Source organism: Microcoleus sp. N9_A1 (genome assembly GCF_036701795.1).
Lineage (GTDB): Bacteria > Cyanobacteriota > Cyanobacteriia > Cyanobacteriales > Microcoleaceae > Microcoleus.
This window is the reverse complement of record NZ_JAUBRI010000018.1, coordinates 84,644-111,608: the sequence shown is the minus strand read 5'-3', so window position 1 is coordinate 111,608 and position 26,965 is coordinate 84,644. Positions and strand designations below refer to the sequence as shown.

The window sequence follows — 26,965 nt, the reverse complement described above, 5'->3', positions numbered from 1 at the left end:
GCCTCGTTCGATAGCTGTTTTAGGTCGGGGAGTTTTTCCATTCCTTTATCTAATGTCTATCTTGTCTTCTTGTCAAGGGGGTTGAGCAATTACAATTATTGATATCAAACAGTAGCAGACTCTGAGGTAATATAAATCCCGATGGTTCCTCTGTCAAAAGCTTGTTATATATTTCATCGGCTTTGTCAAAGCATTCTTGAGGTAAAAATCTCAAGGTTGAGGCAGCAATATATTGTTTTTCTAGTTCAAAACTAATCCACTTTCTTGATAGTTCTTCTGCTGCGTGACCAGTCGTATTAGAACCAGAAAAAATATCTACTACTAAATCTCCCGGTTCAGTAAGAAAATTGATAAAGAATGACGGTAATTTTTTGGGGAAACGTGCCGGATGCACCTTAACATTAATCTCTTTGCATAAGCGCAGGTATTGAGAATTACTATCCGCATTAGAATATTCTAGCAAATTAGATGGCAGAGCACCTCCATTATCTTTGGCAAATTTATCGCTAATCTGATGACCGGAAGGACGTTCCTTGGGAGTATAAAATTCATCAGCATTTTTCAAGAGTTTTTTCATTCTCTCAGAATACTCTACTTTAACTTTAGTAATATTTGCTTGAGGCTGATTCGTTTTGGAAAGCCACCAAACAGGATTAACAGAGTCTTTTGCCCGAATTTTCCGTTTATTCACCCACTCTATAGGAGATGGAAGTTTTGAAGGATTAAACCAGAAAAACTCTTGAGCAAGTTTAAATCCATACTCGTCGCATAACCTAATAAGCACGCGGTAATTATACAGCGACCTTACGGGTATCCCTTTTTGATAAGCACCGCCAAGGTCTATCACAAAACTTCCCGTGTCCTTGAGAACTCTTTTAATTTCCGGTGCAAATCCCAGTAACCAGTCAACATATAAGTCTTGGTCTTCATTTCCATAACTTTTTTTACGTTGTAGTGCAAAAGGAGGGGATGTCATCACCAAATCAACAGAATTACTAGCAAGAGAATTGAGCAGATGAAAAGAATCTCCCAGATAAGCTTGACCGTACTTGGTGCTATAAACTGGGGCGGGCAAAATATTACTCATATCTAATTGAACATTATTGCAAGTTACAAAATACAGAGTGCGATCGATTTTATGGTCATTCTAGCTTAACTCGTACTGAAAGTACGAGTAAACCCGTACTCTCAGTACCTTCTTTAAAATGTAAATTCTTCGTACCATTCAAAAATCGAACTGTCAGTACGTTTTTGTAAATGGTAAAGGGTATGAATTACAAGGAAGCTAGACAACTGTTTGCGGCCAAAGTAAGTCAGTTGCGCCGAGAAAAAAGGATGACACAGGAGGAGTTAGCAGAACTCGCAGATAAGACTACTGACTATATCAGTTTATTGGAGCGGGGTGAAAGATCGCCATCCTTTGAAGTCATTCTGAATCTCGCTGAAGCTCTAGACGTACCAGCTAGTTATTTATTAAGTTTTAGCCAAAGCGGTGAAAGTACGGCTATCCTTAATACCCTGATAGCTGAGCCAGTTTCTCCTTCGGTAGTGGAGCCGGTTGAAGAGCCTATTACTACAGAAAACGAACGCAGTTCAGATGCTAAACGGCTAGAAGATGCGATGAAAAGCATCCAAGAATTGCAAAATATGGCTAGTGAATATGGTATTGCGGATATTTTTCAAGATAACGGGGGATAGACTTTACAGTTATTAATCCTTTTAGGGCTGCGGATATCGCCTGGACGAGAAGGAAACGATGCTATTGATGCTGAAGGAAAAGAATACGAACTTAAAACAAGAAATATTGCTCTCAATAGAAGCGGTGGGGTCACTACTCACCATCATTTGAATGAAATTATACTTAACAAATATCGCAGAGTTGAAGGTTGGTATATTGGACTGTATGAAGGCATAACTCTCAAAGAGATTTATAAACTTACACCTGAAATGCTGGAACCTAAATTTAAAGAATGGGAAGAAAAGGTGAGGCTAAGAAACGAACCGCTAAACAATCCTAAAATTCCCTTAAACTTAGTTAGAAAAGGGCAACTTGTCTACTCTCGCAGTAAAGAATAGTTGCCCTGTCAATCCTTAAAGAAGATTAGGTTGTATTTGTGTAGCGTAGCAGTGATATATGACTGACAAGTACAGACTTTTACACTCAAATAACCACGAAATTAACCAACTTTCCCGGCACCACAATTACCTTTTTAATCTCCTTACCTTCCAGGTGACGCTTGGCTACTTCCGACTCGCGAGCAAACTTTTCCAAAGCAGCTTTATCAGCACCTGAAGGCACTTGAATTGTGCCACGAGTCTTGCCCATAACTTGAATTACCAGCGTAATTTCATCGGTAACTAATGCAGAAGCATCCACACTCAGCCAAGTTTGCGTATGCACCGATTCACTGTTACCAGTATTATGCCATAATTCATCAGCAATATGCGGCGCAAAAGGCGCTAACAAGCGAATCAAAGTGTTGATTCCTTCTGCATAAATTGGCGAATCTTTACATTTAGCATCATGCAAAGCATTGCTGAGTTTCATCATTTCAGAAACAGCAGTATTGAACTGATAATCGCCATCCAAATCTTCGCTCACTTCCTTAATGGCAGTGTGAATCGCCCGCCGCAAATCCTTCTCAGGTTTACTTAAAACCTCTTCCTCTCCCCCTTCGCAAGGGGGGGCAGCGGGGGGTGAACCAAACTCTGTCACCAATCGCCAAACGCGATTTAAAAAGCGAAATTGCCCTTCCACATCAGCGTCATCCCACTCCAAATCCTTCTCTGGCGGCGCTTTGAATAAAATAAACATTCGCGCCGTATCTACCCCATATTTGCCCATAACTTCCAAGGGGTCAACGCCATTGTATTTGGATTTGGACATTTTCTCGTAGAAGACTTCCAAAGCTTCGCCAGTTTGCGGATCTTTAGGATTTTCCTGGTCTACATCTGATGCAGCAACGTATTTGCCAGTCACAGGATTTTTGTAGGCTTTTGCTTGCACCATGCCTTGAGTTAATAGGCGTTTAAATGGTTCATCGCAATTGATTAAACCCCGATCGCGCAAAACCTTAGTAAAGAACCGCGAATACAATAAATGGAGGATTGCGTGCTCGATCCCGCCGACATATTGGTCAACTGGCATCCAATCATTCGTCTTCGCAGAATCAAAGACTTGCTCTTGATTTTGAGCATCAGGATAGCGCAAAAAATACCACGATGAATCCATAAAAGTATCCATCGTATCCGTTTCCCGCTGCGCCGGAGTCCCGCAACTTGGACAAGGAACGTTTACCCATTCTGGCATCTTTCCCAAGGGCGAACCTTTACCAGTAAATTGTACATTTTCCGGCAACAATACGGGTAAATCAGATTGCGGAACTGGGACTGTTCCGCAATTAGGACAGTGAATTACCGGAATCGGAGCGCCCCAATAACGCTGGCGAGAAATTAGCCAATCTCTCAAGCGATATTGCACTCGCGCTTTGCCACAACCTGAATTTTCGGCAGCTTTAATTATTGCTGCTTTGCCTTTAATTGAATCCATGCCGTTGAAGCTTTCGGAATTAATCATAATTCCTGGTTCGGTGTAAGCTTCCGTCAGCGGAACTTCATCATCTGCGACAATTACTACTTTAATTGGCAGTTGATATTGATTGGCAAATTTGAAATCTCGCGTGTCGTGGGCTGGTACTCCCATAACTGCGCCGGTGCCGTATTCGTACAGCACATAATCGGCAATCCAAATGGGGATTTCTTCGCCGTTGAAAGGATTGATTGCTTTGCCGCCTGTGGGGATGCCGCGCTTTGGTTTATCTTCGGCTGTGCGATCGATCTCGCTTTGCAGTGCAACTTCTTTAACAAAGGTTTCGACGGCTGCTTTTCTGTCTGGTGTAGTAACGCGATTAGTTAATGGATGTTCCGGCGCTAAAACAAGGTAACTAACGCCGTAAACTGTATCGGGACGTGTGGTGAAAACGGGGATTTTTTCATCCATTCCGACAATCGGAAATTCTAAGTAAGCGCCGACTGATTTGCCGATCCAGTTGGCTTGCATTAATTTGACTCTTTCTGGCCAATTTGGCAATTTGTCTAAGTCGTTTAATAACTGTTCAGCGTAATCGGTAATTTTGAGGAACCACTGCCGCAATAATTTGCGCTCGACTTTGGCACCGGAACGCCAGGAACGACCTTCGTTATCTACTTGTTCGTTTGCTAAGACTGTTTGGTCTATGGGGTCCCAATTAACTGCGGCTTCTTTTTGATAAGCTAATCCTGCTTCTAAAAATTGCAAGAAAATCCATTGAGTCCACCGATAATAATCAGGAGAACAAGTTGTAACTTCTTTTGTCCAGTCGAAAGAAATACCCAGACGGCGAAATAAGCCTTTCATTTGGGCAATGTTTTGATAAGTCCATTGTGCGGGGGGAATTCCGCGCTCGATGGCGGCATTTTCTGCGGGCAAACCAAAAGCGTCCCATCCCATTGGATTGAGTACGCGATAGCCTTGCATCCGCTTGAGTCTGGCAATTACATCGATGATTGTGTAGTTGCGGACGTGTCCCATGTGCAGGTTTCCCGACGGGTAGGGGAACATGGATAAGGCATAAAATTTAGGCTTTTGGGTATCTTCTGGCATCTGGTCTAAGTTTTGCTCAGCCCATGTCTGCTGCCATTTTTCTTCTATGGATTGGGGGTTATATCTGGAATCCACAACAATTGCTCCGTGTAGGATTTACTAATGTTTGCTTGAACATTTTGGCACATTCAAGGGGCTTCGATTCGGATTTTTCTGAGCTCCAAGGATTTTGGCTCAAATATATGTATTATATATTGTAGTATAGGTAATTTGAGCTGGGGGGCGATCGACCAAATCTCCCCGTTCGCCCTGAAAAAAGTAAATAACTGCAATCTGCAGCAACCCGATTTCTTTAAAAAACCGGGTTTCTACTCGTTGTTTGGGCTTATATGCTATCTGGGTCGATGTTTAATTCGCGCAGTTTGGCGGCTAAACGTTCGGCCCGCTGCGAGGCTTGTTCGGCGCGCTGCGAGGCTTCTTCGGCACGTTCTCGCTCTAGTAGTCGCTCTGCATTTATTTCGGAAGGGGAAAGAAACTTTTCTCCATCAGGTTTATAAATTTCTAACCCTGATTCTGGTAACTCAAACCGCACTCCCAGTCTCGGACTTATCCATCCCTCCATTGGTTCAATTGGTTCTAAGGTTCCTTCAATTCTTTGCCAACCTGCCAACTCATTTATTTCGGGGTCGTAAAGGTAATATTCCTCAACTCCATAGCGATTGTAAAATGAAAGTTTTTTGTGTATTTTTGTGTTGCTGTCGTTGTGGGAGCGAATCTCAAAGACGACTTGGGGAGGGATATTATCTTCGCCAAATTGTAGGTAGGAACGGCGCTCGCCTTTTGGTCTACCAAATATTACCATCGTATCTGGTGCTTGAGAAATGTCATTTCTTCTCTCAACCGGATACCAGAGTAAATCGGCTGCTACAAACACGTTGGGGTCATCTTGAAACAGCGATTCGCAACCTTCTTTGATGGTGACAATTAATTTGTATTGAATTGTACTTTCTGCCATTGGTTGACCGTCGCTGGATGGATAAATGATTTCTTCGGTTGTGACTTGCATTGTGGTTGTCTCCGAGAAGTATCTATGCTTGATTATACTATTATTTGAAGTAGGTATATCGGGTCAGAATGCGGCAGTGTTATTTGCCTGACAAGAATGTTCACAATAGCGAACAGCGGCGCTTCAAAGCTGCTTGCAAAAAAGTGTTGTACTGTTTTTCCTTAATAGTATAAGCTCCGAATCTTTCCAAGTGCGGATTGTTCATTTGAGCGTCGAACATCAGATAAGATCGATCGCGCAATCTCTCCACCAGCTTCACCATCGCCACCTTAGAACCCTCGGGAATTCGGTAAAACATCGACTCCCCAATAAACGCACCGCCGATCGACAATCCGAGAATACCGCCCGCCAATTCGTCGCCGCACCAAGTCTCGAAGCTGTAAGCCCAACCGGCCTCATACAAACCCCAGTAAATCTGCTTGAGCTCCTTAGAAATCCAAGTCGTTTCGCGATCGGCACAACCCTCAACCACCGCCCCAAAATCGCGGTTCACAGCCACCGAAAATCGATTTTGATTGATTTGGCGACGCAGGGATTTCGGATAGGTAAATCTTTCATCTAGGGGAATCAGCGCCCGCTGCCGGCTCGAATACCACCCCAAACTTTCCTCGCCGTCATTTGCCATCAAGAAGTAGCCTTGTGCATATCCTTGTATAATTGTCGGTATATCATATTGCATATATTTATCAGTTGTCATTTGTCAGTTAACTTTTCAAAGTCAACATTAGCAATTAGGAATAATCATGTCTGAAACCATCGAACCTATTACCTTACCGCCCGCCAAAAACCCTGAGCAAGAAGGCCAATGGCTTCAACAAACGCTGCTGGCATGGCTAGACTCCGAGTTTATCCCAGAAGCAGCCAACCAGCAAATAGCTAAAAGGGCTGCCCAAATCTATGTCCGCCAGCGTATGGAAGGCGAAAATGACGTGGGCAGCCTCGTAATTGCGATCGTCACCGAAATGCAGGCCTATGATTTTTCTAAAAGCTTCTACGGCGAATTTGCGATCGCCAATGCCGTCAGCGACTTGTTACTCGAAAGTCTCGGCATCGATAAATGCTGTGGCCAGTGAAGCAAGAAGGAGGAAAATTTAACTCATAAGTCTGAAACAAAAATCAACCCCAAACCTAATCCTGCCGATTAATTGTGAGTTTTTTTCTTCTTCCTTCCTTCCTTCTTCCTGACATCCGTTACATCTGTTACATCCGTTACATCCGTTACATCCGTTACAGAATCCGTTGCCGAACTTCCTTCTTTCTCGTGCTACCAGCTAGACTTCACAACACCGGGCAAAAGACCTTCGTGAGCCATTTCTCGCATCATGTTGCGAGACAGTCCGAAGTCACGATAGTAACCTCTGGGCCGTCCAGTTGCCCAGCAGCGGTTCCGCAAGCGAGTCCGCGAACTGCTGCGGGGTAGCTGTTGTAGTTGGCGGTGAATCGCCATTTTGTCCATCTGATTGTTAGCTTGGTCAAACTGGTCTTTCAGGTCTTCCCGCTTGTCGGCGTACTTGTCTACGAGTCTCTGGCGCTTTTTCTCGCGCTCGACCATGCTCTTCTTAGCCATAATCTGTTGATATCCTTAGATAAATCACAATCTACTATTTTACTATATTTTGGTCATTTCGGATCGCTTTTATTTGAATTACTTTTTTTCTTAACAAGATTTTTAGCAACCGGCAAGATGCCTTTTCCACCATAACTCCAGATTTTTAGTAACAGGCAAGATGCCTTTTCCACCATAACTCCAGATTTTTAGTAACAGGCAAGATGCCTGTTCCACAATTATTCAACATTTTTGGCAACAGGCAAGATGCCTGTTCCACAATTATTCAACATTTGTGTGGTACAGGCATCTTGCCTGTACTTAACATTTGTGCAACACCTAACTATTAGTAGAAGGGCACAAATCTGCAATAACTCATTTTTTTGTGGTACAGGCATCTTGCCTGTACTTAACATTTGTGCAATACCTAACTATTAGCAGAAGGGCACAAATCTGCAAGTTCGCAAATATTGCAAGCCGGATTTCTGGCATTACAAACCGCCCTGCCGTGATAAACCAACCGAATCGACCAATTTTCCCAATCCGGCTGCGGCAACAATATCATCAAATCCCGTTCGATCCGTGTAGGATCGGTATGTTCGGTCAATCCCAAGCGTTGAGTCAAACGTTTGACGTGAGTGTCTACCGTCACGCCCATATTAATACCAAAAGCGTGAGCGAGAACGACATTAGCTGTTTTGCGGGCAACTCCGGGCAATTCTAGCAGCAGTTCCATCCGCTGCGGCACTTGATTGTTAAATTTATTGACGATCGCCCAACAAGCACCTTTAATATTTTTAGACTTATTGCGATAGAAACCAGTCGATCGCACGAGACGTTCCAATTCTTCTAAATCAGCATTTCCCAAAGCAACCGCATCGGGAAAACGCTCAAACAAAGCCGGCGTTACCAGATTTACGCGATCGTCCGTACACTGAGCCGAGAGAATCGTCGCCACCAGCAACTGCACGGGAGTTTCGTAGTTGAGAGTGCAAGGAGCTTCTGGATAGAGGCGTTTGAGGCGAATCAGAATTTCGAGCGATCGTTGTTTTAAACTTAACTTTTTAGTCATTAGTCAGTAGTCATTAGTCATTAGTCAGTAGTCATTAGTCATTTGTTATTTGTTTTTAACTTCCAGGCACGACCGGGGAACCCATAACCAGAGGATCTGCCTCGCTGGCGGAGGAAAAAAAGGAGAGGGAAAAACAGGAAAATAGGAAAAGGGAAAAGTAGGGATAATTCTTCCTTCTTCCTTCTTCCTGAAATCCGTTACATCCGTTACATCCGTTACATCCGTTACAGAATCCGTTGCCGAACTTCCTTCTTCCTGAAATCCGTTACATCCGTTACATCCGTTACAGAATCCGTTGCCGAACTTCCTTCTTCCCTCTGCCTTCATTTACTATTGCATGAAATTTCGCAAATCAAACCCAGTCAAATTAGCAGTATCGCGAATAATCAAGAAAATTCCCAAACCCAGCAACAACACCAAACCAGTCTGCATGACATTTTCCTGAATGCGGTTTGGTAGAGGCTTGCCCCGCAGTCCTTCTATCAATAGAAAAGCTAGCTGACCGCCGTCCAAAGCAGGTAAAGGCAAGATATTAATCACAGCCAAATTGATGCTAATTAACACCGCATACTGAAACAAACTCGCAGCATCCGATCGCGCAATCCCTGCACCAATCGCCACAATCGCCACAGGCCCGGACAACTTGTCGGCAGTCTGGCTGAAATTGCTAAGTAACTGCCCGAAACCTTGAACCGTCAGCACCACAATCCGCTCAAATTCTTTGGCGGCCTTGCTAAACGCCTCTACAAATCCGGCCCTCTGCCGCACGACAGTGCCGTTAGAAGTTAGTTGCACGCCAATGCGACCTTTGCCGTCGGGCGACAGTTCAGGAGTTACTGTCACCACAAATTTTTGTTCTTGGCGCTGAATTTCCAACGCTAGGGGTTGGTTGGGATGATCTTGGATTGCTGTGACCAATAATTTGATTGCTTCGCGGGAAGCGCCCAATTCCTTGCCGTCAACAGAAAGAACAACGTCGCCCGATCGAATTCCGGCTTGTTTCGCCGCCGAACTGACTTCTGCGGCGACTTCCGGGACTTTAACTCCCGGTAGGTAGTTCATTTCTGCAGCGCCGACAGTACCCAATTGCACCACCAGCAGGAAGTAAGCAAAAATCAAGTTGGCAATTACCCCTGCACTAATGACGATCGCCCGATCGAGCACGGGGCGATTTTTGAGCAAATTCGGGTCATTTGGGGGAATTGTACTGTCTGGATCGTCGTCCGGGAAACCCACGAAACCTCCCAGGGGAAAGGCGCGGAGGGCGTATTCAGTTTCCGGGCCTTGGTACTTCCAGAGGATGGGCCCGAAACCGATGGAGAAACGGTTGACGTGGATGTGTTGAAGTCTCGCCGCCAAGAAGTGGCCGAGTTCGTGAACGACAATCAAGATACCTAAAACTGCGATCGCTGCCAAAACTGACATGAAGGATTCCACTAACACTTTTACTGGACTTTGATTTATTTTAATGTCTTTTTAATATCGGTGGCTTCGGAGCGGCAATTTTCAGTCAAACTGGAAGATGGTGTTTTTGTCGGAAGTCCGGGCGCTGCGATCGACCCGACGCTGCCAAACCGATCGCGCGATCGTACCTGAGTTTACCTCTAAAACCCATTCCCATTACCAATTCCCTATTACAAATTCCCGATTACCAATTCCCAATTATGAAAGACACTTCTTTGAATATTATCGCTATTTCTATCTTTGCCATCACCGTTTCAATATTGTTGGGGCCCCTATTCAACTTGCCAGAAGCCGTACCTGCGATCGCCACTTTTTTCCTGTTGGGGCTAGCCACCCTTGACAGTTTCCAGTGGCAAGGTCAAGGCGGTACTATTTTATTAGATTGGCTGGGAGGAACTTCCAAACAAAAGCGCGATCGTATCCTTCACCACGAAGCCGGACACTTCCTAGTTGCCCACCTATTGGGAATTCCCGTAACCAGCTACGCCCTCAACGCTTGGGAAGCATTTAAACAAGGTCAAACAGCCCAAGGCGGCGTCCGATTTGAAGACGAACAATTAGCATCTCAACTCCAAAGCGGCACACTTTCCGCCCAACTTTTAGACCAATACTGCACCGTGTGGATGGCCGGAATAGTCGCCGAAAAATTTGTTTACGGCAGTGCAGAAGGAGGAGCAGAAGACCGCACCAAAATTAGCGCAATTTTAACACAACTGCGCCGTCCCTGTTCCGAGATTCAACTCAAACAAAACTGGGGTTTGCTGCGAGCAAAAAACCTGATCGAAAGCCACAAATCAGCTTACGAAGCCCTAGTAGCAGCAATGGAAAAAAGAGCAACAGTTGCCGAATGCTGCGACATAATCCAGCAGAATTTATAGGATAAAAAAGATTACGCACTCTTGCCTTATAAACCAGGTTTCTCTGTAGATTTCTCCATCCAACCAAAAAAATGCGTAGAAACCGAGTTTAAGAGCGTATTATAGGGATTAAAAATTCATGTCAGAACCAAAAAATTTCCCAACAACACTGCAAACAGCGAACCCCAATACAGAAAAATTGTTGTGGCTGTTCGGTTTCCGGATCGACCCCGGCACCGAAATACCAAATCTATATACTCTAATTGTCTATGGAGAACAAGAGCCGCCCTTAGTAGCCGGCGGTCAACTTGTATTTTTTACCCGTCCAGAACTAGCGATTAACGCTCTCCAATTGTGCAATATCGATGTCAGCGAACTGGGAAACCCACCCACACAAATAGACGCTATTTGCGACATTGCAGAAACGCTGTACTTGCTCGATGCCGAAGATTTTGACGAGTCAGCTACTATCCTCAATTGTTTGAACGCGCTTTTCGATTTAGTGAAAGCTACTTTAATACCGATGCCAACGGAATACAAGCGCATACTTTATGATTTTGCAGACCATTTGAATATTGAGGAAGAGTTTGCAAGTTTTTTATACACAGAAGATATTCAGCGATCGGAAATTGTCAATGCCATTTTGTGGTGTGTGGGAGCAATTACAACAAAATCTAGATTGTTGACCCAGTAATTTAAGAAAAACTAGAATGTGAATCGATAATAGATAATATCGCCAAAGGAAATTGTGCCATGACTGTAACAGATTTACGCTTGTGGACTGTAGACGAATACCGCCGCCTGACCGAAACTGGCATTCTCAATCCCGATGAACGAGTCGAATTAATTGACGGGCAAATTATTTCAATGAGTGCAAAAAATCCTCCCCACGCAGCAACTAACCTCTGTGCAGCCTACTATCTCAGAAGTCTGCTGGCAGGACTTGCTTGAATTCGCATTCAATACCCGATCGCTCTTTCGTTATAATTCAGAACCAGAACCGGATATTGCTGAGCGTGCAAATCGACCCTCGGCTTTACCAAGATTTTCATCCCGCGCCCGACAATATTTTGTTATTAGTAGAAATAGCTGACACGACCTTAGAAACAGACCGCAAGCGGAAAGCATCGGCTTATGCTAAAGCGGGAATTACTGATTATTGGATACTTGATGTTAACACGCGGCAAGTTTATGTTTTTCGCGAACCGGGCGAGGCAAACTACCGATCAGAAACAGTATTTAATGAAGATATTTTTTTGTCAATGCTGGCATTTCCAGAAATAGAAGTTCAGATTTCGCAACTGTTTCCTTAAGTAGGGGCAGGTTTTACCAAAAATAATTGCCTAAAACCAATAATCTCGTAAACCTGCCCCCACCAACCTATAAATTACCAATTATCAATTACCAATTATCAATTCTTCAGAATAATCCCGATCGCTACAAAAAATTGCGTATTCGGGTCTAGCGCGAGTTATACTCCTACTACAAAGCCCCCACCTGCAAAATAACCCCGAAATCAAAGTTTATGAGCAACACTTCCGGGCCTCAACCAGCCGCCAACAACCCCGCAACACAAAAACTTAGCCTCTCGACAAAATTAGCTTACGGTGCCGGCGACCTCGGCCCGGCAATTACCGCTAATGTTTTGGCATTTTACCTCCTAGTTTTCTTTACCAATGTCGCTGGTTTACCTGCCGGCTTAGCCAGCAATATTTTGGTAGTTGGCAAGGTTTGGGATGCCATAAATGACCCGATTGTGGGGGTATTGAGCGATCGCACTTCTCACCCTTGGGGCCGCCGATATCCTTGGATAATATATGGTGGCATTCCCTTCGGCATATTCTTCTTATTGCAGTGGATTGTACCTAGCACGAATCACACAGTGTTATTTTGGTACTATGTTGCGATCAGCATTTTGTTCAACACCGCCTACACGGCTGTCAATCTTCCCTACACTGCCCTGACTCCAGAACTTACTCAAGACTACAACGAACGCACTAGCCTTAATAGTTTTCGCTTTGCTTTCTCCATTGGTGGCAGCATCTTTTCATTAATCTTAGCTCTAATTATCTTTCGTGTATTTGAAAAGGACCCGAATCAACAATATTTAGTATTAGGTGCAATCTGTGCAGTTATCTCTGTCTTGCCTTTGTACTGGTGCGTTTTGGGAACTCGCAAGCACGTCGCAGCCCAACTATTAGAAAACGGCGAACTAGATAATTCTACATCCTTGCCACTAAAAGAACAGTTGCAGATTGCATTTAGCAATCGCCCTTTTTTGTACGTCATTGGAATTTATCTTTTTTCTTGGCTGGGAGTGCAGTTGACGGCTACTATTATTCCCTACTTTGTTGTTAACTGGATGCAACAGCCCCAGTACGTTTTTAGCTTGGTGGCGATCGCAGTTCAAGGCACTGCATTAATCATGCTATTTGTTTGGAGTAAACTCAGCGAGAGATACGGCAAAAAAGCCGTATATTTTATGGGCATGAGTTTGTGGATTATTGCCCAAGCTGGACTGTTTTTCCTCCAACCAGGACAAGTATTGCAGATGTACTTATTAGCAGTCATGGCAGGTGTCGGAGTTTCCACTGCTTATCTAATACCTTGGTCGATGATACCGGATGTGATCGAACTAGACGAACTGCAAACAGGAGAAAGACGCGAAGGCGTTTTCTATTCGTTTATGGTACTGCTGCAAAAAATCGGATTGGCAGGGGGTTTGTGGTTGGTAGGTCAAGCATTAGAAAGAGCTGGATTTCTATCTACAGTTCCGGGACAGCCGGCACCCGTACAGCCAGATTCTGCACTGTTTGCGATTAGAGTTGCGATCGGGCCACTGCCCACAATTGCTTTAATTGCTGGCATGATTCTTACATATTTTTATCCTATAACCCGCGAAGTTCATGCAGAAATATTGTTGAAACTTCGAGAAAGAAAAGCACAAAATCAGTAATCGCTAATAAGGAGTAGTTGGTAATTAGTAAAATCAAAAACTAACAACTACCGATAGCTAATCAGAGCGTGATCAATAGCAATCCTCCCATCCTGTGCAAACTCTTTTTTTTCTTTGACAATGTGTCATCTTCTTATTGCATCGGTTAATTCAAAAAAAAGCCCGTTGCGCGTTTCCCGAAAGGATTGCTATAACTTGCTCCGAGGGCGAATCAAAGCGATAGTTTTAGTAATAGCCCCGGAACGCAGAAACCTAGTTTTTTACGAAAAAGCATAAATCGCCCAGCGCCATCCGCCCCGGTAGAAAAACCCACAAGGCTTGAGTTGTTCGAGATGTCGATCGAGCCTGAAAACACAAATTATTAAATTTTATGTCTTTCGCGCACTATAGAGATGAGTTAGTGATATAATCGCAGCTGTCAATTAAGTATATAAACTTAATCAGTCATCCAGCTCCTCAAAAAGCTTATAATTAAAAGAAGAAACAGATTTTTCTAGGAAATTGATTCGATTAGTTGCCGTTCCCAAAAATCTGCTGAATGTGGCTAATTATATCTACATGGGAAATGCAAAACTTTTTAGCCGGTCAGTTAGCGCGTAAGTTAACAAGTGCTTCTGCCGTGGACTGCGAACCGAAAAATGGTATAGAGGACAAACCAATACCAGCGCAAGCGGCGGCTGAGGTGTTACGGTCAATTGTAAAAGTTTGGTAAAGTTATTGAACCCCCTGTCGCGAAGCTGAGCGACACCTGAAAAAGTTTGCTTCGTCGCCCGGAAACCCTAAATACAAGCACAACGCAGCAGAGCCAAATGCAGCCTGATATAACTCTCCAGCAGTTGTAAAAGAACTTTTGCCGCCGGCATAGCATAGGGATTTAGTTATTTTTGTATACTATGTGAAAGTAGTGAGAACTATTAGAAGGAAGTGGGCTCGACCAACCAATAATTTCGTGTGATATCCTTAAGCCAATGCTCAAAGTATCAACCCGAAGGCTTGCAGAAGAAAGCTGATTTTACCCACAAAATATCCAAGAGGTCAACATGGAAAGAGAACAGGACGCTCATATCGTACCCATTAGCAACCAGAGCCGACAGGTGCAGCAATTTTCCGTTGACGAGGGAGAAGAGTTAAGCGCGCAGCCTCAGAAAGGATTGAATCTAAAGCCGTTGTTGAGGACTTTTCAGCGACAAGCCCTCATCATTATTGGGATTATAGGTATAGTAGGTGGTGGAGTTGCTTATCAGATCAAGGGAGGCCAGAAAACATATCAAGGCGATTTTCGGATGCTAGTGGAACCAGTGACAACGGAGGCAAGAATTGCTGACCCCGCTGCCCTAGCCAATCGCGGCGAGGGGGGAGGAGTACCTAGTAGAGATTTTTTTAGTTTGGACTACGCAACTCAACTTCAAATTCTCCAGAGTCCTCAGATGCTGTCGGCTATTGTTAAACAAGTCCAAAAACGATATCCAACAGTTACCGAGAAAATTCTTCAAAAAGAATTAGTGGTTATGCGACTGGGAGAAGATGAGAGGACGCTGACTAAAATTTTGGAAGTTCGCTTCATGGGGAATGATCCTAAATTAGTTGAGTTCGTTTTACAAGAAACTAAAAAGAAATATTTAAAGTACAGTCTTGATGAACGCAAGACTAGGATTGGTGAAGGTGTTAAATTTATTGAAGACCAGCTTCCGGGACTCAACAAGCGCGTAAATGACCTGAAGTCGGAGTTACAGGTGATACAGCAGCAGCAACAGATTACCGATCCTCAAGAACAAGGCGCGCAATTGATCGCGCAAGTTCGCACCGTAGAAACTTTAGAGTTAGAAACTCAAAGGCTACTGCAAGAACAGAAAACGCTGTACGCTAACTTGCAAAAACAATTAGATTTTACACCCAATGAAGCTATTGCTGCTTCCGCTTTAAGCGAAGAACCTCAATATAAAGAGTTGCTGACCAAGGTTAAGGAAGTAGAAGGTCAGATTGCTGTAGAAACAGCTCGTTTTAAATCTGCTAACCCTATAGTGGAAGCTTTAGAGCGCAAGCGGGCAAATTTAGTAGCTTTGCTCAACCAGCAAACTGCTCGAATTTTGGGGCAAAATTTAGTAGGCACCCAAGCTAATTCTAAAGTTCAGAATTTTCAAAATTCTATTCGCATAGGCTTGATTAAACAATTGGTTGATACTGCTAACCAAGTTGAAGTCTTAGAAGCTCGCCGTCAGGCAATCAGCCAAACTAAAAATAATTTAAACCGACAAGCAACAGAATTCCCCACCATAGCCCGCCGCTACAACGAACTGCAACAGCAATTAGAAGTAGCCGCCCGCACCCGCGATCAACTTTTAAGCCAGCGGGAAAATCTGCGCGTCCAAGCAGCTCAAAGCCAAGTACCTTGGGAAATAATTTCGGAACCACGGATACCGCGAGATGAGAAGGGCGAGCTGCTTCCAGTTGCCACGAAAAATAAAAACAAATTTTTAATGGCAGTTATTGGGGCGCTCGTGTTGGGTCTGGGATCGGCTATCCTCATTGAAAAGTTTCGCAATATTTTCTACTGTGCTGATGACGTTAAAGATGCGGTTGAAGTGCCTTTATTGGGAGCAATTCCTCTTGACAAAAATGCTAGAAAATTGCCGCCTTCTATTGCGAATGCCTATGCTTATCTTGAAGGAAAAAAGGGTAATAAGAAAAATGCTGCGGAATTTATAGAAGCTTTTGACTCTCTTTATACTAATATCCGCTTTCTTTCTTCAAATCGAACGATTAGCTCTTTGGCAATTGGTTCGGCTACAGTTGGCGAAGGCAAATCTACCGTTGCTTTAAACTTAGCTCACGTGGCAGCGCTGGCGGGTCAGCGAGTGCTGTTAGTAGACGCGAATTTGCATTCGCCCAGCCTGCACTTGCTGTTGGAACTGCCTAATGTCAAGGGATTGAGCCACTTGCTCGACCATAAAAACGAACCCAATGAAATTATCCAACGATCGCATCTAGCAGATAATCTTTTTGTATTAACTGCCGGTCTCCCGGAGCCTGGTACTGCCAGACGGCTGGCATCATCTCAGATGCAGTATTTAATGGAAGAACTTCAGGCAAAATTTGACTTAGTTATCTACGATACGCCGCCGCTGGCGGATAGTAAAGATGCGAATTTTTTAGCGGCGCGCACCGATGGCATACTGATGGTTGTAGCAATTCACCAAGTCCCATTTTCTGTAGTCCAAAAAGTTTTCAGTCAATTAGAAAATTTTGGCATACCATGCTTGGGCACAGTTGCGAATCATGCCTCTAAACGCAAGAAGTATCCAGCATCTAGAGCCTCAGTTGTTGAAGATAAAGATGAATATTTGAATTTGGCACCAGCACCGTCTCCTATCCGCAAACTAGCTCCTAAAAAAGAGTGACACCCAAAAAAGCTGACCCCCAAAAAAAGGATACAAGCCCCCGACAGCAGTCATGGAACTCCCAAAATTTTAGACTCTTGTTCAAGCTCCCAGATTTGTCTGTGGAGTAAATCTAAAATCTAAAATCGTTCGACTGAGCGCGACTTGACGCTCGCGCTCGCCGAACCTCTTAGGCCGAAGTCTAAAATCTAAAATCTAAAATTGACTGATGGCCGACTAATTTCCATCCGGGTTGGTAGGAAATGTGACGATAAAATTAGTCCAGCCATTCCTGCTTTCAACCTCAATTTTTCCCTGCAACTGTTCGACAAGTTTTTGAACCAAAGCTAAACCCAAACCTGTACCTCCTTGTTTCCAAGGATCGGCGTTGGGAACTCGATAAAATTTCTCAAAAATTCGAGGCAATTCCTCTATGGAAATGGACGATTGATTGCTGAGTGTAAATTGGATTTCTGAAGCCACAGCACTTGCTTGTCGCGAATTTGTCCTTTGTCCTCCTTGTTCGTCGTCTCCGTTTTTGCACTTGACTTTCAGAGAAATTTCGCCGTCATTAGCCGTATATTTGCAGGCATTGTTGAGGAGTTCGGCTAAAATTCGTCCCAAACTAGCGCGGTTGGAACTGATCGTGGGGAGGTGCCGATCGCACTCTACTCGCAAATCCTGGTGGCGGTCGTGGGCCCGGGTGTAAAACGGGTCGATAATAGTAGGCAGCCAGACTTCTAAGTTTACTGGTTCGAGGTCGATCGGACAAGTTGCGGCTTCGAGCCGCTGCAAATCTAGCAAAGCATTAATCAAATCTGTTTCTCTAGTACATTCTGTTTCTAAAATTTCTAGGTAAATCTGGCGTCGATCGAGTGTGGGAGAAATTCTCAGCATATGAATAGCCATTTTTATATTAGCTAAAGGCGTCCGCAGTTCGTGAGAAACGGTGCTGAGAAATTCATCTTTGAGGACGTTTAAATGCTGGAGTTCGTGAACTTTTTGCTGTAATTCGGCGGTGCGTTCTTGGACTTGGCGTTCGAGGTCGGTGTTGAGATTTTGGACTTGCTGATAGAGTTGGGCTTGCTGAATGGCGATCGCGATTTGAGTTGCCAGTTGCAGCAGCAGATCCACTTCCGAAGGTTGCCACTGACGGGATTGGGAACACTGATGGACACACATCATTCCCCACAAATTGCCGTCTTGCAAAATTGGTACAATCAAATAAGCTTTGATTTGCGATTGCTGGAACCGGGCATATTTTTCGGCGCTCAAACTGGCTTGGTCAATGTCAGGGACGGCATAAATTTCCTGTTCGATCACCGAAGCAGATTCTTGCCAAATATTATCGGGCATGATTTCTCCCAAGATTGAAGGCCAATTTTCGGCAACGGATTCTGCCACTACAATGCCGTAATTGCTGGACTCTAAATGCAGGATTGCTACTCGGTCAGCTTGCAAAACTTGGCGGACTTCATCGACGCTGGCGTGGAGAATTTCTTCGAGGTTTAAGGATTGGTGAATCCGCAAGGAAATGTGAGTTAACAGACGATCGCGCTGCAATTGTTCATGGAGTTTTGCCGTCCGTTCCCGCACCTGCTGTTCTAGTTTGGCGTTGCGGCTTTGCAGCAGTTCTACTTTTTCGGCTTGCAATTGATAAACCGACTGCTGCAACTGTTTGACAACTCGGTACATTTCGGTGGGGTCGAGGACTCTGAGCAAGCTGGTTTGAGTAATAATTCCCAACAGTTCTCCGCGTCCCCCGCACACGACCAACCGCTGCACTTGTTGCTGCTCCATTTCTTTGTGCGCCGTCCATAGGGAATCGGAAGGTTGAAGAAATTGCAAGGGAGTTCTCATGACTTTTTGAGCTGGGGTTTGCTCGAAATTTAGTTCGAGAAACTGTGCCTGCACAAGGTCATATTCGGTAATAATTCCCAGGGGTTGGTGAAAGGAATAGTGAAAAATGGAGGTATAGTCATCTTTGGGCTTCTCCATTGTTAATTCTTTGTTTTTTGTAATCACTACGCAACTGACTTGATGCTCTGACATCAGTTCGGTTATCCTCAGCAGCGAGGCGGTGTGAGGCGCTGTAATTGGCGTAGTCATTAATTCTGCTACCCGCCGCAATTTAAGAATGTTTGAAGGCTGCAATACTTGGCGAATTCTTTCCCGCGTCAGCACTCCTACCAAGTGGCGAAATTGATTGACGATCGGCAAATAGCGAATCTTGTGCTGGCGAAATAAGGATAAAGCGGTAAACACGTCTTGGTCATCGGATTCTGTGAGGGAGACCGACACCGGGGACATCACTTCGGAAATTGGTATTTTGTGCAGGGCTACTTTGTGCTGGCTGTCTATTGTGCCAGAAGCTATCAGTCTCACTAGGTCGGCGGGTGTTAATAGGCCGATTAACAGTCCGCGGCTGGGGTTGTCGGATAAGTTGCCTGTGGTAATAGTCTGCTGGTTCTGCACGACGAACACACAGCGGGCCCGCACCTTTTCCGGCGCGGATGTTTCGGTTATCGCTCCCCGGTCTGAGGGTACAGGTGTTTTGACTAGGGGACAACTGTTTTGCAACTGACTCATCAGGGCGATCGCCACTGCTAAGGAAGTTTCTGGCCCGGCAGTGAGGGGGTAGCGATCGATCGCTTGTTCTAAGGCTGAGGAGTAAAAGGGCGGGTGGTAAAACGGCATAGTTGATTGCAGGTTGTCAGAGGGCGGCTAACTATCGGGCAAAGCCTTAGGGAACGGCAGAAACACCTCGCCTGTGCTTGGGATTTAAATAATAAACTTTCTCATTGATTATTTCCACGCAATCTGAGCTTTAGATTAATCGTCTCACTTATCCGCAATCTTACTCATCTCAAATACGCAGGGCGGTTTTTACTGCCTGCTTTTCCCCTGAGACTCTCCTATAATCAAAATAACCCGAATGTAAAGTTTTACTACAAGATTTACCGATAATGACAACTTTAAGCTTAGAGCAAATTGCAGCCAAGTTAGAAAGCCAAAATTCCGCCGATCGAATGGTGGCTTTGGCCAACTTGCGGAATGTGCCTGCTGCAGAGGCGGTGCCTTTGATTAAAAAGGTGTTGAACGACGAAAGTTTGCAGGTGCGATCGATGGCTGTGTTTGCTCTCGGGGTGAAACCGACAGCAGAGTGCTATCCTATTCTAGTCAAATTGTTAGAAACTGACCCGGATTACGGCATTCGCGCTGACGCTGCGGGTGCTTTGGGCTATCTGGAAGATATCAGAGCTTTTGAGGCTTTGGTGCGGGCTTTTTACGAAGATACTCAATGGCTGGTGCGCTTCAGTGCTGCTGTTTCTCTGGGGAATCTCAAAGATCCTCGGGCTCGCGATGTGCTGCTGAAAGCTCTCGACAGCGAGCAAGTGGTGATCCAGCAGGCGGCAATTTCGGCTTTGGGGGAAATTAAAGATATTGGGGCGATCGATCGCATCCTCAATTTTGCTCAGTCGGAAGATTGGCTGATCCGCCAGAGGCTGGCGGAAGCTTTGGGCAATTTGCCGAGTGTTAAGAGCGTTTCGGCTTTGAAATACTTAGAAAAAGATAGTAATTCTCAAGTATCTCAGGCGGCAACAATTTCTCTTGATCGCCTGTCAAAAGCAGAAGCGTGACATAAAACTTTTAGTATGTTGAAAAACCCGGTTTATTCAATAAACCGGGTTAATCCGTATTTTAGCAATCTTAATAAAATTTATAGAGTATTCAGTAAAACCAGAATGTATTATTTAAGCTGCGAGGCTAAATCGTAAGTTAAAATAGTTGTCGATCTCCTTTAACCCAAACTAACCATGAATCAAGCGCCCAATCCCTTTAACTCAAATCCCTCCAATCCGCTAGACCCCTTGGAGCAAGAAGTTGACGAGCAAGGTGAAGCATTGCCGAGACAGTACCACCCGGCAACTAAAAAAACTCTGCAAAAAGTCTTTATCATCCTGGTAGTTGTTGGGGCAATTGTTGGGGGAATTCTATCTATAGGGGTGATTTCGCTGATGCAGAAGACGGGACTCACTGATGTGCCGGCAAGGGTAGAGAATCCTAAGTGAATGGGTGGGTTGAGCGTACCGTCCGCGATCGCCGAGCCTTAATTATAGTATCGTTCAATATCGCGCCCATGTTGCTTGCGCGAAATTAAGACGCGATCGCTCGCCTACTACCCAAAGAAATCTTAATATTTTTATTATTTTATTTGATGCAACTGTGTCTATACAATCAAATTCGGTGCTGTAGCGGCCCGGGCCAAAAACAGTTTTAAATAAACCCCACTGATTCTGAGTAAGAGAATGTTACTTATTGCACTATTTGTCGCCACGTTTTTTTTAGCATACTGCAATGGTGCTAATGATAATTTTAAAGGCGTGGCGACACTGTTTGGGAGTCAGACGACGAACTATAAAACAGCAATTGGTTGGGCGACGCTCACAACTTTTGCAGGTTCAGTATTTTCTATTTTTATAGCAGAAACTCTGGTAAAAAGCTTTTCGGGAAAAGGGCTAGTTCCAGACGCGATCGCCAATGGCACAGATTTTCATTTGGCAGTCGCGATCGCTGCGGGTTTAACCGTTATTCTTGCTACCTTAACTGGATTCCCTATTTCCACAACTCACGGTCTTACAGGTGCGCTTGTCGGTGCAGGTTTAGTAGCAATTGGTACTCAAGTTAATTTTACAGCATTGCAGAAAAGTTTTCTAATGCCTTTGTTGCTGAGTCCCATGATTGCGATTGCATTAGGAGCTTTAATTTATGCGCTGTCTCGCTACCTGCGAGTTTATTTAGGAATCCACAAAGAATGGTGTATTTGCGCTGGTCCAATTCAACAGATTATTCCCATTCCCCAGCCCGATGCAACTAACATACTGAAGTGCATCACGACCGCTGATGTCGCCGTCGATTCTCTAGATAAATGCACGCAAAGATACCTGGGAAATTTCTTACAAATTTCCAGCCAAAAGTTAGTAGATGTTTGCCATTTTATGAGTGCGGGAATAGTCAGTTTTGCCAGAGGATTGAACGATACTCCGAAAATTGTTTCACTCATGTTAGTCGGCCAATCAATATCAGTTCAGTGGGGAAGTTTAGCAGTAGGTGTGGGAATGGCAATCGGCGGTTTGTTGAATGCTCGAAAAGTGGCTGAAACAATGAGCAAAAAGCTTACAGCAATGAATACTGGTCAAGGACTTGTGGCAAACTTAGTGACGGGATTTTTAGTTATTGCTGCCAGTCGCTATGGACTTCCAGTTTCTACTACTCATGTTTCGGTAGGTTCAATCTTTGGTGTCGGATTGATTTCAAAAAAAGCTAATGTGCGCGTTTTCTATCAGATTCTACTATCATGGATGTTGACATTGCCAATTGCTGCTGCAATCAGCGGCTGCGCTTACTGGGTGTTGCATCGGTAAAAGAATTAATCGTTAGTCCTAGAAGAGAAAGAGTTCGCCGTTGATTGGGGATTGTCATCAAAGGATAACCAGATAAAATCTAACGGTAAAAACAAGAAATCGCACCGGGAGTTTTTGAATAAAAATTTAAGGGTAATTTATGGTTAAAAATTCGACGATCGCGCTACCTGTTGCAGATAAATTGATTGCTGCTGGCTTTCACGCTCTTTCTGACCCCCTGCGGATTCAGATTCTGGAGTTGCTGCGGGAACAGGAGTTGTGCGTGTGCGATTTGTGCGATCGACTTTCTGTCCCTCAGCCTAAACTCTCTTTCCACCTCAAAACCCTAAAAGAAGCCGGTTTAGTTCGCAGCCGCCAAGAAGGGCGCTGGATTTACTACAGCCTCAATTTGACCCAGTTTGTCGCCCTCGAACAGTATCTCGCCGAATACCGCCGCTTCAGCCAGATCCTGCCGGCGCGCCCTTGTTCCGACGCGGGTTAACCCATCAACATTTATTAATAACTCAAATACTGATATGGGTTGTTTGAGGATTGACATATCAAATTTTATTGATATGATGGGATGGAACAAATTAGTTGAGAGCGATGGATGCAACAGGTCATAGGTTAGGTTGTGCTCGGCCCGATTGCAGGCGAGAGGCGATCGCCGAATTTTTAGGTACATTTATTTTGGTTTTTGCAGGCACCGGCGCGGTGATGGTTAACAAAACTAGCACTGGTTCCGTAACTCATTTAGGCGTCAGTTTTGTATTTGGTGCAGTAGTAACTGCGATGATTTACGCCCTAGGACACATCAGCGGTGCACACTTTAATCCTGCCGTAACTTTAGGGTTTTGGGCGAGCGGTTTTTTCCCAAAATATAAAGTTTTGCCTTACGTTTTAGCGCAGTGTGCGGGTGCAATCGCAGCTTCTCAACTGCTGCTAATTACTTTAGGTGAAGTAGCAAATCTCGGTGCAACTGTCCCTCTTAATGGTCACTGGTTGCAGTCTCTAATTTTAGAAACTGTTTTGACCTTTATCTTAATGTTTGTTATCCTCGGTTCGGGACTAGATAGACGCGCTCACATCGGCTTTGCCGGGATAGCAATTGGGTTAACTGTAGGCTTAGAAGCTGCATTTATGGGGCCGATTACCGGAGCGAGCATGAACCCGGCGCGCTCTCTCGGCCCAGCTTTAATTAGTGGCGTTTGGGAACACCATTGGGTTTACTGGATGGCTCCGATTTGGGGAGCGCAATTAGCAGTAGCAGTTTATCGGGAACTGTCGAACGGATTTCGGGATTTTAATTGAAAGCATCATGGCAAATTTTACGCACAAACCGAGAATTTTGTTTTTATACGGCTCGTTAAGAGAGCGTTCTTACAGTCGCTTGTTGGCGGAAGAATCGGCGAGAATTATTGAGGGTTTCGGTGCAGAAATTCGGTTTTTTAATCCTCTGGAATTGCCGATTTACGGTAGCGTTCCCGATACGCATCCGAAGGTTCAAGAATTGCGGGAATTGAGCCTGTGGTCGGAGGGTCAAGTGTGGTCTAGTCCAGAAATGCACGGCAATATTACGGGCATTCTGAAAAACCAAATTGACTGGATTCCTTTAAGTATTGGGGCTGTCAGACCGACTCAAGGCCGAACTTTGGCGGTGATGCAAGTTAGCGGTGGTTCGCAGTCTTTTAATGCTGTTAATACTTTGAGGATTTTGGGCCGCTGGATGCGGATGTTTACGATTCCAAATCAGTCTTCGGTTGCGAAAGCTTATCAGGAATTTAATGATGATGGGACGATGAAGGATTCGCCGTATCGCGATCGCGCGATCGACGTAATGGAGGAACTGTACAAGTTTACCTTGCTGTTGCGGGAGCAAACCGACTATTTGACCGATCGCTACAGCGAACGCAAGGAACAAGCCACTAAAGAGGCGATCGACGTAGCAAATCGCGCCCTTGAAACATCTAACTAACAACTAACAACCAACAACCAACCAAAACCATGAAAAAAGTAATGTTTGTTTGCAAAAGAAACTCCTGCCGATCGCAAATGGCAGAAGGATTCGCTAAAACCATCGGAGCCGGCAAGATTGGAGTCACCAGTTCCGGGTTAGAATCAAGCAGAGTTCATCCGACAGCAATTCAAGTTATGTCAGAAATCGGCATTGATATCACCGATCAAACATCAAACCCATTAAGCGAATTCAATGCAGAAGACTACGATGCAGTAATTTCTTTGTGCGGCTGCGGCGTGAATTTACCCGAAGCGTGGGTATTGCGAGAAGTGTTTGAAGATTGGCAACTCGACGACCCCGACGGACAACCCATCGAAACTTTTCACCGCGTTCGAGATGAAATTAAAGCACGAGTTGAAACATTAGTGGACTCTCTAAAGTAAGATTAGTGCCAAAATTATAATTCTTGCCTTGTCGGTTTTAACTCAGCTCTTGCAGTATTGTCAATAAGCCTTTTGTGAACAGGCTTTCCGGCCTGTTCCACAACAAAATTCCTCTCCTGTGGAACAGGCCGGAAAGCCTGTTTTTAATAATGGTGCAAGATGTGAGTTTCAATTAACTTTGTAGCGACCAGTTAAAATTTGTCGCTGTCGAATCCAAAAAATTAGTGCTAAATTATGAGAGGCGTTTTGTCGGAACGCCTCTACATTCGTTGCGAGAACAGACCAAAAAGGTTAGCACATGATTCAGACCGCAGTTACGCCTTTCAAAAGCAAAATCAACTCAGCTTTAACTAAAAAGCAGATTACAGTTTTACAAATTAATCTCGGCAAACGCTGCAACCTCGCTTGCACTCACTGCCACGTAGAAGCTAGCCCGACACGAACAGAAGAACTTTCCCCGGAAATTTGCGACCAATTAATTGAAATCATTCGCCGCTTTCCTCAAATTCAAACTGTTGACCTCACCGGCGGTGCTCCCGAAATGCTTTACGGTTTTAAACCGCTAGCGGAAGCAGCCCGGGCGGCCGGTAAAGAGGTAATTGTTCGTTCTAATTTGACGATTTACTTTGAAAAAGGTTTTGAAGATATTCCCGAATATTGCGCGCAGCATCAACTCAGAATTGTGGCGTCGCTTCCCTGCTACCAAGCTGACAATGTGGACAAAATGCGTGGCAGCGGTGTTTTTGACAGTTCGATTCGGGCGCTGCAAAAGCTAAATCAGTTGGGATACGGGAAAAACCCAAATTTAATTATAGATTTGGTGTACAATCCACAAGTGCCGGCAACAGACAAGTTTTCGCTAACGCCTGAACAAGGCAAGTTAGAGGAAGATTACAAGGTTTATTTAGCCGAACATTTTGGGATTTGTTTTAATCAATTGTTCGCGATTACTAATTTGCCGGTGGGGCGGACTAAGTTTCATTTGGAACATAAGAAACTGCACAAGCCTTATCTGGGGTTTTTGGAGGATAATTTTAATCCCGGTACTCTGGAACATTTAATGTGCCGTAACGAATTGTCGATCGACTATTTGGGCAATGTCTACGACTGCGATTTTAACCAAATGGAAAATTTGCCCGCGAAAACTGGCAGCGGGGAAAAGATAACTGTTGCTAAATTGCTCGAATCTGGCAGTTTAGATGTGATTCAAGAGGTGCAAACGGCTGCTTATTGTTACGGCTGTACGGCGGGTAGCGGTTCTAGCTGCGGCGGTACTTTGATTTAATTTAAGGGAAAAGTTGCGCTTTATTACAGAGTATGGCAGCGCTAAAGCGCAACTGCCAAGCTTAGGGTGTATGCAATTTAGACTGGGGAGTTTAGGTAATGAATGATTCGCGATCGCCTGGTGAAAATCCGCCGCCATCCAACAGGTGGAAGCTGATTTTAGGGATTGGTTTAGCTGTGGCTTTGATTGCGGCGGCCAAGTTTTTCAACTTCCAAGGAATTCTGAAAAATGCCCTGGAGTCGATCGCGAGTCTCGGCCCGTGGGGCCCGGCAGCTTTTATCCTAATTTACATTGTCGCAACGGTTCTATTTATCCCCGGTTCTTTGCTGACTCTCGGTTCTGGGGTTTTGTTTGGAGTTGTTGGCGGTTCGGTTTGTGTTTCCATCGGCTCGGTTTTAGGCGCAACTTGCGCTTTTTTGGTAGGGCGGTATTTAACTCGCGACTGGGTTTCCAAACAGATAGAGGGCAATCAAAAATTTAAGGCGATCGATGCAGCCGTTGCCTCTGAAGGATGGAAAATTGTGCTGCTGACGCGGCTTTCTCCCATTTTTCCGTTTAATTTGCTTAACTATGCTTTTGGAGTCACGCAGGTATCTCTAAAAGACTATTTTTTGGCATCTTGGATCGGCATGATTCCCGGAACAGTCATGTATGTTTATATCGGTTCCCTGGCCGGGAGTTTGGCTGCACTCGGATCTAGCGGGCGATCGCGCACTGCTGCTGAGTGGGCTCTCTACGGCATTGGTTTGCTAGCAACGATCGCCCTCACCGTTTATGCAACCCGCTTGGCTAAAAAAGCTTTAGACGAAAAAATTTCCCCTTGAAACTACTGCACAAATTAGTAAAATTGTCAAGAGGGTTTTGCCCATACATTATAATACATTGCTAATTTAAAAAACTCCGTATTTTCTCTGTGTTATTTACAATTATTTTGTTATACAAACGAGATAGATAT

General features: G+C 44.6%; 25 protein-coding genes and 1 pseudogene. 17 read left to right on the top strand and 9 right to left on the bottom strand.

Translation table 11 applies throughout. The annotated features are described in order from the left end of the window. Positions 1 to 49: 49 nt before the first annotated feature. Positions 50 to 1,087, bottom strand: a complete 1,038-nt coding sequence (locus QUA58_RS11435; RefSeq protein ID WP_333394127.1) for a site-specific DNA-methyltransferase — start codon at positions 1,085 to 1,087, stop codon at positions 50 to 52. Between the two features lie 170 nt (positions 1,088 to 1,257). Here QUA58_RS11435 and QUA58_RS11430 point away from each other — a divergent pair. Beyond that, positions 1,258 to 2,076: pseudogene (locus tag QUA58_RS11430) on the top strand (helix-turn-helix domain-containing protein). Positions 2,077 to 2,161: 85 nt separating this feature from the next. Here QUA58_RS11430 and leuS read toward each other — a convergent pair. The 3 genes from leuS to aat form a co-directional block, all read right to left on the bottom strand. Beyond that, the gene (gene leuS, locus QUA58_RS11425) at positions 2,162 to 4,717 is read right to left on the bottom strand and encodes a leucine--tRNA ligase (protein ID WP_333394124.1); all 2,556 of its coding nucleotides are present in this window, start codon (positions 4,715 to 4,717) and stop codon (positions 2,162 to 2,164) included. Positions 4,718 to 4,967: 250 nt separating this feature from the next. Beyond that, on the bottom strand, positions 4,968 to 5,648 hold the full coding sequence (locus tag QUA58_RS11420) for a Uma2 family endonuclease (RefSeq protein WP_333394123.1): 681 nt from the start codon (positions 5,646 to 5,648) through the stop codon (positions 4,968 to 4,970). A 100-nt stretch (positions 5,649 to 5,748) separates the two neighbouring features. Continuing rightward, complete coding sequence (gene aat / locus QUA58_RS11415) at positions 5,749 to 6,345, bottom strand: leucyl/phenylalanyl-tRNA--protein transferase (RefSeq protein WP_445243661.1); 597 nt, start codon at positions 6,343 to 6,345, stop codon at positions 5,749 to 5,751. Positions 6,346 to 6,391: 46 nt separating this feature from the next. Here aat and QUA58_RS11410 point away from each other — a divergent pair, with 46 nt between their 5' ends. Next, positions 6,392 to 6,721 carry a hypothetical protein gene (locus QUA58_RS11410; RefSeq protein ID WP_190740107.1) on the top strand — a complete coding sequence of 110 codons (330 nt, stop codon included), beginning with the start codon at positions 6,392 to 6,394 and terminating at the stop codon, positions 6,719 to 6,721. A 191-nt stretch (positions 6,722 to 6,912) separates the two neighbouring features. Here QUA58_RS11410 and rpsN read toward each other — a convergent pair whose 3' ends face one another. The 4 genes from rpsN to rseP all read right to left on the bottom strand — a co-directional run bounded on the left by rpsN (position 6,913) and on the right by rseP (position 9,691). Beyond that, positions 6,913 to 7,215 (bottom strand): 30S ribosomal protein S14, encoded by a 303-nt coding sequence (gene rpsN, locus QUA58_RS11405; protein WP_006633844.1) that lies wholly within the window; start codon positions 7,213 to 7,215, stop codon positions 6,913 to 6,915. A gap of 406 nt (positions 7,216 to 7,621) precedes the next feature. After that, on the bottom strand, positions 7,622 to 8,266 hold the full coding sequence (gene nth, locus QUA58_RS11400; RefSeq protein WP_333251124.1) for an endonuclease III: 645 nt from the start codon (positions 8,264 to 8,266) through the stop codon (positions 7,622 to 7,624). 45 nt (positions 8,267 to 8,311) lie between these two features. Further along, positions 8,312 to 8,593 (bottom strand): hypothetical protein, encoded by a 282-nt coding sequence (locus QUA58_RS11395; RefSeq protein WP_333394120.1) that lies wholly within the window; start codon positions 8,591 to 8,593, stop codon positions 8,312 to 8,314. A 3-nt stretch (positions 8,594 to 8,596) separates the two neighbouring features. Next, positions 8,597 to 9,691, bottom strand: a complete 1,095-nt coding sequence (gene rseP, locus QUA58_RS11390) for an RIP metalloprotease RseP (protein WP_333251128.1) — start codon at positions 9,689 to 9,691, stop codon at positions 8,597 to 8,599. A 239-nt stretch (positions 9,692 to 9,930) separates the two neighbouring features. On the opposite strand from rseP, the gene QUA58_RS11385 reads away from it, so the two are divergent. The 6 genes from QUA58_RS11385 to QUA58_RS11360 all read left to right on the top strand — a co-directional run bounded on the left by QUA58_RS11385 (position 9,931) and on the right by QUA58_RS11360 (position 16,941). Then, a complete protein-coding gene (locus tag QUA58_RS11385) occupies positions 9,931 to 10,608 on the top strand; it encodes an ATP-dependent Zn protease (protein WP_333394118.1) in 678 nt (225 codons plus the stop codon). A gap of 118 nt (positions 10,609 to 10,726) precedes the next feature. Beyond that, a complete protein-coding gene (locus QUA58_RS11380) occupies positions 10,727 to 11,281 on the top strand; it encodes a hypothetical protein (RefSeq protein ID WP_333394116.1) in 555 nt (184 codons plus the stop codon). Positions 11,282 to 11,340: 59 nt separating this feature from the next. Then, entirely contained in the window at positions 11,341 to 11,538 is a 198-nt protein-coding gene (locus tag QUA58_RS11375; RefSeq protein WP_333251137.1) for a Uma2 family endonuclease, read from the top strand. Next, positions 11,535 to 11,900, top strand: a complete 366-nt coding sequence (locus QUA58_RS11370) for a Uma2 family endonuclease (RefSeq protein WP_333309644.1) — start codon at positions 11,535 to 11,537, stop codon at positions 11,898 to 11,900. Before QUA58_RS11375 ends, QUA58_RS11370 begins: the two co-directional genes overlap by 4 nt. Before the next feature lie 212 nt (positions 11,901 to 12,112). Then, positions 12,113 to 13,543: an MFS transporter gene (locus QUA58_RS11365; protein ID WP_333394113.1), complete on the top strand. Its 1,431-nt coding sequence runs from the start codon at positions 12,113 to 12,115 to the stop codon at positions 13,541 to 13,543. 1,040 nt (positions 13,544 to 14,583) lie between these two features. Beyond that, on the top strand, positions 14,584 to 16,941 hold the full coding sequence (locus tag QUA58_RS11360; protein ID WP_333251147.1) for a polysaccharide biosynthesis tyrosine autokinase: 2,358 nt from the start codon (positions 14,584 to 14,586) through the stop codon (positions 16,939 to 16,941). Positions 16,942 to 17,157: 216 nt separating this feature from the next. On the opposite strand, the gene QUA58_RS11355 is transcribed toward QUA58_RS11360, so the two are convergent. Continuing rightward, positions 17,158 to 19,617: a CBS domain-containing protein gene (locus tag QUA58_RS11355; protein ID WP_333251149.1), complete on the bottom strand. Its 2,460-nt coding sequence runs from the start codon at positions 19,615 to 19,617 to the stop codon at positions 17,158 to 17,160. A gap of 269 nt (positions 19,618 to 19,886) precedes the next feature. Between QUA58_RS11355 and QUA58_RS11350 the strand changes: the two genes are divergently transcribed. The 9 genes from QUA58_RS11350 (at position 19,887) to QUA58_RS11310 (ending at position 26,834) form a co-directional block, all read left to right on the top strand. Beyond that, on the top strand, positions 19,887 to 20,561 hold the full coding sequence (locus QUA58_RS11350; protein ID WP_333223789.1) for a HEAT repeat domain-containing protein: 675 nt from the start codon (positions 19,887 to 19,889) through the stop codon (positions 20,559 to 20,561). A 177-nt stretch (positions 20,562 to 20,738) separates the two neighbouring features. Next, a complete protein-coding gene (locus tag QUA58_RS11345; protein WP_333251151.1) occupies positions 20,739 to 20,993 on the top strand; it encodes a hypothetical protein in 255 nt (84 codons plus the stop codon). 237 nt (positions 20,994 to 21,230) lie between these two features. Beyond that, positions 21,231 to 22,346, top strand: a complete 1,116-nt coding sequence (locus QUA58_RS11340) for an inorganic phosphate transporter (RefSeq protein WP_333394110.1) — start codon at positions 21,231 to 21,233, stop codon at positions 22,344 to 22,346. 139 nt (positions 22,347 to 22,485) lie between these two features. Beyond that, complete coding sequence (locus QUA58_RS11335) at positions 22,486 to 22,827, top strand: metalloregulator ArsR/SmtB family transcription factor (RefSeq protein WP_333251154.1); 342 nt, start codon at positions 22,486 to 22,488, stop codon at positions 22,825 to 22,827. 104 nt (positions 22,828 to 22,931) lie between these two features. Further along, a complete protein-coding gene (locus tag QUA58_RS11330) occupies positions 22,932 to 23,636 on the top strand; it encodes an MIP/aquaporin family protein (RefSeq protein WP_333394107.1) in 705 nt (234 codons plus the stop codon). 7 nt (positions 23,637 to 23,643) lie between these two features. After that, positions 23,644 to 24,300 (top strand): arsenical resistance protein ArsH, encoded by a 657-nt coding sequence (arsH, locus tag QUA58_RS11325; protein WP_333251160.1) that lies wholly within the window; start codon positions 23,644 to 23,646, stop codon positions 24,298 to 24,300. Positions 24,301 to 24,329: 29 nt separating this feature from the next. Further along, positions 24,330 to 24,725 carry an arsenate reductase, glutathione/glutaredoxin type gene (gene arsC, locus QUA58_RS11320; RefSeq protein WP_006633827.1) on the top strand — a complete coding sequence of 132 codons (396 nt, stop codon included), beginning with the start codon at positions 24,330 to 24,332 and terminating at the stop codon, positions 24,723 to 24,725. 298 nt (positions 24,726 to 25,023) lie between these two features. Beyond that, positions 25,024 to 26,010: an arsenosugar biosynthesis radical SAM (seleno)protein ArsS gene (gene arsS / locus QUA58_RS11315; RefSeq protein ID WP_333394105.1), complete on the top strand. Its 987-nt coding sequence runs from the start codon at positions 25,024 to 25,026 to the stop codon at positions 26,008 to 26,010. 98 nt (positions 26,011 to 26,108) lie between these two features. Beyond that, entirely contained in the window at positions 26,109 to 26,834 is a 726-nt protein-coding gene (locus tag QUA58_RS11310) for a TVP38/TMEM64 family protein (RefSeq protein ID WP_333251168.1), read from the top strand. Positions 26,835 to 26,965 lie beyond the last annotated feature (131 nt).